We start from the raw sequence: 6,771 nt of genomic DNA, 5'->3' as shown, positions 1-6,771 counted from the left end.
CGCGTCGCCGGGGCCCGCGGGCGTCGTTCTCCAACCCATCGCTCAGGATGAGGAAACTTCGCATGACCGACGAAACCGAGGCCCTCAGACCTCCCAGCCCGGCCTTTTCTTTTGCGCGGGCGGAGGCTTACAGAGTCCCTGTTTGGGGATGATGCTCATGGCCGCAGAGGCTGTGGTCGCCCAGCACCTCGATCACCCGGCAATCCGCGACGACCCCATGGGCGCAATCGGCGATCATGCGCTCAAGCTCCGCCTCCAGCGCCTTCAGACGCAGGATGCGCGTTTTGACCGCAGCCAATTGCGCCTTCGCCGCGCCGTCCGCCGCCGCGCAGGAGCTTTGCGGCTGATCCGCGAGATCCAGCAGATCCCGGATCGCCTCCAGCGGAAAGCCGAGCTCCCGGGAATGGCGGATGAACCTCAGGCGATTCAAAGCTTTGTGGTCGTAGATCCTTTGTCCGCCTTCGCTGCGCGGCGCCTCCGGCAGCAGGCCGATCTGCTCATAATAGCGGATGGTGGGGATCTTCACCCCCGCCGCCGCGCTGAGTTTTCCAATGGTCGACATGCGCGAATCCTCTTGAAGCTCTAGCCGCTATAGGGGGTAGCCCTGACTTCGGCAAGGGAATCGCCCCTCTGCCCGGCCTCTCTGAACGGTTCAGCCGCGGCGCTTCAGCGCTCGGCGGCGACGATCGGAAATCTCAGATCGCCTGCAGGTTGTCGGCGGAGTTCTTGCCGGAACGACGGTCCTGAACGATGTCGTAGCCGATCTTCTGGCCGTCGGCGAGCGAGCGCCAGCCGGCGCGCTCCACGGCGGAGATGTGCACGAAAACGTCCGGGCCGCCATTGTCGGGCTGGATGAAGCCGAAACCCTTGGTGGCGTTAAACCACTTCACAACACCAGTATTCATAACGATCTCCTTCTAAGCAATCGTTGTGGTTCCCGCGATGCCCTGCGGGGTTGGATCGATTCTTTGAAAGGAAATCGGACGAAGCGAAAACTCCGAACCGGCGTCACAAGCAATGGTCGATGCGCGTGATATAGGCCAAATCTCCAGATTTGCAATATGGAAAAGCCATGAAGGCCGCAAGGTTTTCACGCAGCGAAGCGACGCAGCCTCAGAGCGTTCCCCAGCACGAAGACGCTCGACAGCGCCATGGCGCCCGCCGCGAAAACAGGCGAGAGCAGAATCCCGAAAGCCGGATAAAGCGCCCCCGCCGCCACGGGAATCAGGGCGGCGTTATAGGCGAAGGCCCAAAAAAGATTCTGGCGGATGTTGCGGATCGTGGCTTTGGAGAGCGCCGCGGCCCGCGCCGCGCCGCGCAGATCTCCCGACATCAGCACCACGTCCGCCGCCTCTATGGCGATGTCGGTTCCCGCGCCGACGGCCAGCCCCACGTCGGCCTCGGCCAGAGCGGGCGCGTCGTTCACCCCGTCGCCGACGAAGGCCACGGCGCCATATTCGCGCCGCAGACGCCGAATCGCCTCCACCTTGCCCTCGGGAAGAACCTCCGCGACCACCTCGTCGATTCCGAGCCGGGCGGCCACGGCGCGCGCGGTGCGGGCGTCGTCTCCGGTGATCATGGCGGTCTTGAGCCCCAGATCATGGAGCGCCTTGACCGCCTGAGGCGTGGTCTCCTTGATCGGATCCGAAACGGCGAGGATCGCCGCCAGCCGCCCGTCGAGGGCCGCATAGAGGGGCGTCTCGCCCTCCTGCGCCAGACGCTCCGCGATAATGGCGAAAGGCGCGGCGTCGAGCCCCAGAGCCTGCATGAAGCGCCCGGCGCCCACCGCGACGCGCCGTCCTCCGGCCAGAGCCTTCACGCCATAGCCCGTGACCGATTCGAATTCCGAAACGGGCGGCGGCCTCAGCCCTTCCCGTTCGGCGGCCGCGACGAGGGCCTGAGCTATGGGATGCTCCGATTTCGCCTCGACCGCCGCCACGGCCTCCAGAACCTCGGCGCGCGAGAAGCCCGCCGCCAGCTCCAGCTCCGTGAGGCTCGGGCGCCCTTCGGTCAGAGTGCCGGTCTTGTCGAAAGCCACGACCCTGGCGCCCTTAAGTACCTGTAAAGCCTCGCCCTTGCGGAAGAGGATCCCCATCTCGGCGCCGCGCCCCGTCCCGACCATGATCGAGGTCGGCGTGGCCAGCCCCATGGCGCAGGGACAGGCGATGATCAGCACCGCCACCGCGTTGACCAGCGCGAAGCTCAGAGCGGGCGAGGGTCCGAAGATCAGCCAGAGCCCGAAGGTCAGCGCCGCGACCGCCATCACCGCCGGGACGAACCAAAGGGCGATCTTATCCACCAAAGCCTGAATCGGCGGCTTGGAGCCCTGAGCCTCCTCGACCATGCGGATGATCTGCGCGAGGAGCGTCTCGCCGCCCACCGCCGTGGCCGTGAAGGCGAAGGCGCCTTTCTGATTCACCGTCCCGCCGACCACCTCGGCGCCAGGAGACTTCAGCGCCGGAATCGGCTCGCCGGAGATCATGGATTCGTCGACGTAGCTTTCCCCCTCGACCACGCGCCCGTCCACCGGAATGCGCTCGCCGGGGCGGACCTCCAGCAGATCGCCCGCCACGACGGCGGAGATGGGCGTCTCGACGATTTCGCCGCCGCGCCGCACCCGCGCCGTCTTGACCTGAAGTCCGACCAGCCGCTGGATCGCCTCGGAGGTCCGGCCCTTGGCGCGGGCCTCCAGCAGACGCCCGAGCAGAATCAGCGTCACGATGACCGCGGCGGCCTCGTAATAGACGTTGACGGTTCCGGACGGCAGCAGCCCGGGCGCGAAGGTCGCCGCGAGCGAATAGCCGTAGGCCGAGAGAGACCCCGCCGCCACGAGGGAGTTCATATCCGGCGCGCCGCGCAGCAGAGCCGGAATCCCCGTTTTGAAGAAGCGCAGTCCGGGGCCGAAGAGCACGAGAGTCGTCAGGAGGAACTGGAGAATCCAGCTCGCCTGAACGCCGATGGTCGAGGCGATCAGATGATGGACGCCCGGAATGAGATGAGACCCCATCTCCAGAACGAAGACCGGCGCGGTCAGGAGCGCCGCCCGCCGGAAGGCGCGGGTCAGCTCGTGAAGCTCCTCCTCCTTGCGGGCGGAGCGCTCTTCGGCTTGCTCCTGCGCCGCCTCGGGCGCGGCGGAGGCCGGAACGGCGTAGCCGATCTTCTCCACCGCCGCGACCAGCTGCGCCCGATCCACGGAGGCCGAAGCCTGCACGCTGGCCCTCTCCGTGGCGAGGTTCACATTGGCCTCGGTCACGCCGGGCACGGCCCTCAGGGCTTTTTCGACGCGCCCCACGCAAGACGCGCAGGTCATGCCCTCGATGGGCAGAGCGAAGACCGCAGAGCCTGCGGTCCGAACAGGGGCGTCCATGATCGCCTCCTTCATCATTGACTCGAATCGATCGCCTACGGATGTGGGGCCTCCCATCGTGGGAAGGTCAAGCCCGGATTCTCCTGACGCGCCCCTTGACCTTCCCATGGTGGGAAGCCCTAGATCAGAAGGCGGAAGATGGAGCCCTAAGGAGATCTCCCATGCGTTTGCACATCGAAGACATGGCCTGCGGCGGCTGCGCGCGCTCGGTCAAGGCCGCCATCCTCGGCCTCGACGCGCAGGCCGAGGTCGAGGCCGACCTCGCGACCCGAATCGTGAAGGTCGAGAGCGCGGCCTCTCCGGAGGAGCTGCGGAAGGCCCTCGCCGAGGCGGGCTTTCCGGCGACCGCCGCCTAGAACGGCGGCCGCAGCCTTTTTCTTCGTCGCCGGAAAGCTTTTTCCGGGCTAAAGGGGGAGTCTGGCGGATCTCCGCCGCGCTTAGGATTCGGCTTGGCCGGACGAGCGCCCCCCTCCGAAACTGGTGACGAAGATGGATGGAGACGCCTCCTCAGGCGAGCCCGCGCGCATGTCTTTCAGCGAGAGCGCGCCCGCGCGTTCCTGGTTGGAGCATGTGAAGGCCACGATCCGGCTGGGCTTGCCGCTGATCGGGTCGCAATTGGCGCAACTCGCGCTGAACGTCACCAACACCGTGACGCTGGGCCGCCTCGGACCCGACGAACTGGCCGCCGCCGTGCTCGGATGGCAGGCCTTCTTCGTGATCTGGATGTTCGGCTCGGGCTTCGGCTACGCGATCATGCCGCTGGCGGCCAACGCCCTCGGCGCAAGGGATCCGCGCGGCTTGCGCCGCTTCCTGCGCATGGGGCTTTGGCTCGGCTTCGCCTATGCGCTGCTGGCGACGCCTCTGCTCTGGCGCGGCGAGGCGCTGTTTCTGGCGCTCGGGCAGGAGGCGCGGATCTCGGCGCTGGCCGCCGAATATCTGCGGATTCTGCAATGGTCGCTGTTTCCGCAATTGGCGATCATCGCGCTGCGCTCTTTTTTCGGCGCGCTGGAGCGGCCCGGAATCGCGCTTCTGGCGCTGGTGATGGGCGGCGCGCTGAATCTTCTGTTGAATCTCCTCTTGGTCTTCGGAGGCTGGGGGATTCCGGCCATGGGCATGGCGGGCGCGGGGCTGGCGACCTTGCTCTCGACCTCCTGCGTGGCGCTGTTTCTGGCGGCCTACGCCGCAGGGGCGCCTTCTGTGAGGATCCATGCGGCGTTCGGGCGATTCCTGAAGCCCGACCTCCCCGCCCTGCGCGAAGTCTTCCGGCTCGGCTGGCCCATCGGCGCGACCATCGTCGCCGAGGTGGCTTTGTTCAGCGCCACGACGATCATGATGGGGTGGGTCGGCGCGCGCGAATTGGCGGCGCATGGCGTGGCGCTGCAATATAGCGGCCTCGCCTTCATGATTCCGCTGGGCCTCTCGGCGGCGGCGACGATCCGGGTCGGGCGCGCCCAAGGCCGGGGCGACGCCTCCGGCGTCTCGCGGGCGGCGATTGCGGCGCTGGGGGTCGGCGCGGTCTTCGCCTGCCTCTCCGCCCTGGCTTTTCTGACCATCCCCGAGACGCTGGCGGGACTTTACCTTGACCTGAAGAATCCCGAAGCCGCCGCCGTGGCGCCTTTCGTGGTCGGATTTCTGGCGGTGGCCGCCGTCTTTCAGATCGTGGACAGCCTGCAGGGACTCGCCAGCGGCGCCCTGCGCGGGCTGAAGGACGCGCGGACGCCGATGCTCATCGCTTTGGTGAGCTACTGGGGCGTCGGAGCGCCGGCCAGCTACGGATTGGCCTTCGGGCTCGGCTGGGGCGGAATCGGGATCTGGTGGGGATTGGCCCTCGGCCTGACCACAGCCGCCGCGCTGATGACTTGGCGGCTGGCGGGGCGGCTCCGTCGACCTCTGGCCATGGCGGCGGCGGGATAAGCTCCTCATGCGGGAGCGCCTGCGCGCCCTCCTCGCCGCACAAGCGCGGCGGGGAAGGCGTCCAGCGTTTTGATCTGCTTTTTATATGCGATAATATCACAATAAAAGACCCCTACGGATTAAATTCTCCCGAATCTCTCCGCAAATCTCTGGCGCCGCACGGTTTTTCCATCGCGCTTCCAAAGCCCCTTCAGATAAAGGACGCCAAGGCGGATATTTTCCCAAGCCTTTCAATAATCGCATATAAATCAGTTAATTAAATCGAAAACCCCTTCGTATTTCCTCAAGTTTCTTCAAGAATCGCGCCTTTCCGTCGCAGCCTCCCGAGAATTCCACGGATCTTTACAGCCGGACGCCGGGGCGTAAGATCGTTTTTGCGAAAAGATCATATATGCGAATAATTTATAAGGAAAGCGGCGAATGGGCTATCGCATCGGCCTTCTGGATAAAAGCCCCATCCCGCCTGGCGCCTCCGCCGCCGAGGCTCTGGCGCTGACTCTCGCCTATGCGAAGCGCGCCGACGAATTGGGTTATCATCGCTTCTGGCTCGCCGAGCATCACGGCTTCGCGGGCTTCGCCAGCGCCGCCCCCGAGGTTCTGGCGAGCCATGTCCTCGCCCGGACGCGCCGCATCCGGGTCGGCGCGGGAGGCGTGCTGCTCCAGCATTACAGCGCCTATAAGGTGGCCGAGGTCTTCGGCGTTCTGGCCAATCTCGCGCCGGGGCGGGTGGATCTCGGGATCGGCAAGGCGCCGGGCGGCTTCCCCCTCAGCACGCAAGCCCTGCGCGCCGATCTCCAGCCCGCCCCCCATGAGGATTTCGCCCGACGCCTGACCGATCTCGAAGCTTGGCTGCGCGGCGCTCCGCCTGAAGGCGCTCCCGCCGCCGAGGCTCTGCCGCGCGCGGAGATCCTCCCGGAGCGCATCCTGCTCGGCGCCAGCGTGGAGAGCGCCGAACTCGCGGCGCGGCTGGGCTGGGACTTCACTTACGCCGGACATCATGACGGCGATCCTCAAACCATCGAGCGCAGCCTCGCCGCCTATGAGGCCATTGCGGGCGCGCGTCCGAAACTGGCGCTTCTGGCGGTGGCGGCGCGCACGCAGGCCGAGGCGGAGCGTCTGGCGGAGGGGGCGCGGGTCTTCCGCCTCGTGCTGCCGAACGGCCAGAGCGTCAATCTCGGCTCGCCGGAGGGCGCGCAGGAATACGCCCGCCAGCTCGGGGCCGAGGATTTTAAGATCGTCGAAAAGCGCCCCGAGGCTCTGGTGGGCACGCCCGAGAAGGTGCGCGCGCGGCTCGACGAGCTCAGCCGCCGCTTCGGGGTCGAGGAGTTCATCCTCGACAGCCCCATCGCCGAGGCCGCGCCGCGTCTGGCCGCCATCGAGCTTCTGGCGGGCGTTCCCGCTCAGGCCGCCGCCTAGAGGGTTTTCCAGCGAAGCCGTTCGGCTGCGCGTCGCGAAAACGCGATCACAAAAACGCTCCCCGGAATCTTGAG

At 66.6% G+C, this 6,771-nt stretch carries 6 protein-coding genes; 3 read left to right on the top strand and 3 right to left on the bottom strand.

Translation table 11 applies throughout. The features are described from left to right. Positions 1 to 127 precede the first annotated feature (127 nt). The 3 genes from B161_RS0115450 to B161_RS0115440 all read right to left on the bottom strand — a co-directional run bounded on the left by B161_RS0115450 (position 128) and on the right by B161_RS0115440 (position 3,475). On the bottom strand, positions 128 to 562 hold the full coding sequence (locus tag B161_RS0115450) for a MerR family transcriptional regulator (RefSeq protein WP_018634351.1): 435 nt from the start codon (positions 560 to 562) through the stop codon (positions 128 to 130). A 133-nt stretch (positions 563 to 695) separates the two neighbouring features. Then, complete coding sequence (locus tag B161_RS0115445; RefSeq protein ID WP_018634350.1) at positions 696 to 905, bottom strand: cold-shock protein; 210 nt, start codon at positions 903 to 905, stop codon at positions 696 to 698. A 185-nt stretch (positions 906 to 1,090) separates the two neighbouring features. Next, positions 1,091 to 3,475, bottom strand: coding sequence for a heavy metal translocating P-type ATPase (locus B161_RS0115440; RefSeq protein WP_407635467.1), 2,385 nt, complete (start codon positions 3,473 to 3,475; stop codon positions 1,091 to 1,093). Positions 3,476 to 3,528: 53 nt separating this feature from the next. Here B161_RS0115440 and B161_RS0115435 point away from each other — a divergent pair, with 53 nt between their 5' ends. The 3 genes from B161_RS0115435 (at position 3,529) to B161_RS0115425 (ending at position 6,697) form a co-directional block, all read left to right on the top strand. Then, positions 3,529 to 3,723, top strand: a complete 195-nt coding sequence (locus B161_RS0115435) for a heavy-metal-associated domain-containing protein (protein ID WP_018634348.1) — start codon at positions 3,529 to 3,531, stop codon at positions 3,721 to 3,723. A gap of 169 nt (positions 3,724 to 3,892) precedes the next feature. Continuing rightward, positions 3,893 to 5,281, top strand: coding sequence for an MATE family efflux transporter (locus B161_RS0115430; RefSeq protein ID WP_040790259.1), 1,389 nt, complete (start codon positions 3,893 to 3,895; stop codon positions 5,279 to 5,281). Positions 5,282 to 5,701: 420 nt separating this feature from the next. Further along, on the top strand, positions 5,702 to 6,697 hold the full coding sequence (locus B161_RS0115425; RefSeq protein ID WP_018634346.1) for an MsnO8 family LLM class oxidoreductase: 996 nt from the start codon (positions 5,702 to 5,704) through the stop codon (positions 6,695 to 6,697). The last annotated feature ends 74 nt before the right edge of the window (positions 6,698 to 6,771 follow it).

The sequence above is a fragment of the Neomegalonema perideroedes DSM 15528 genome (assembly GCF_000374145.1).
GTDB lineage: Bacteria > Pseudomonadota > Alphaproteobacteria > Rhodobacterales > Rhodobacteraceae > Neomegalonema > Neomegalonema perideroedes.
The sequence above is the reverse complement of the archived record's forward strand: the minus strand, read 5'-3'. Positions and strand labels throughout refer to the sequence as shown.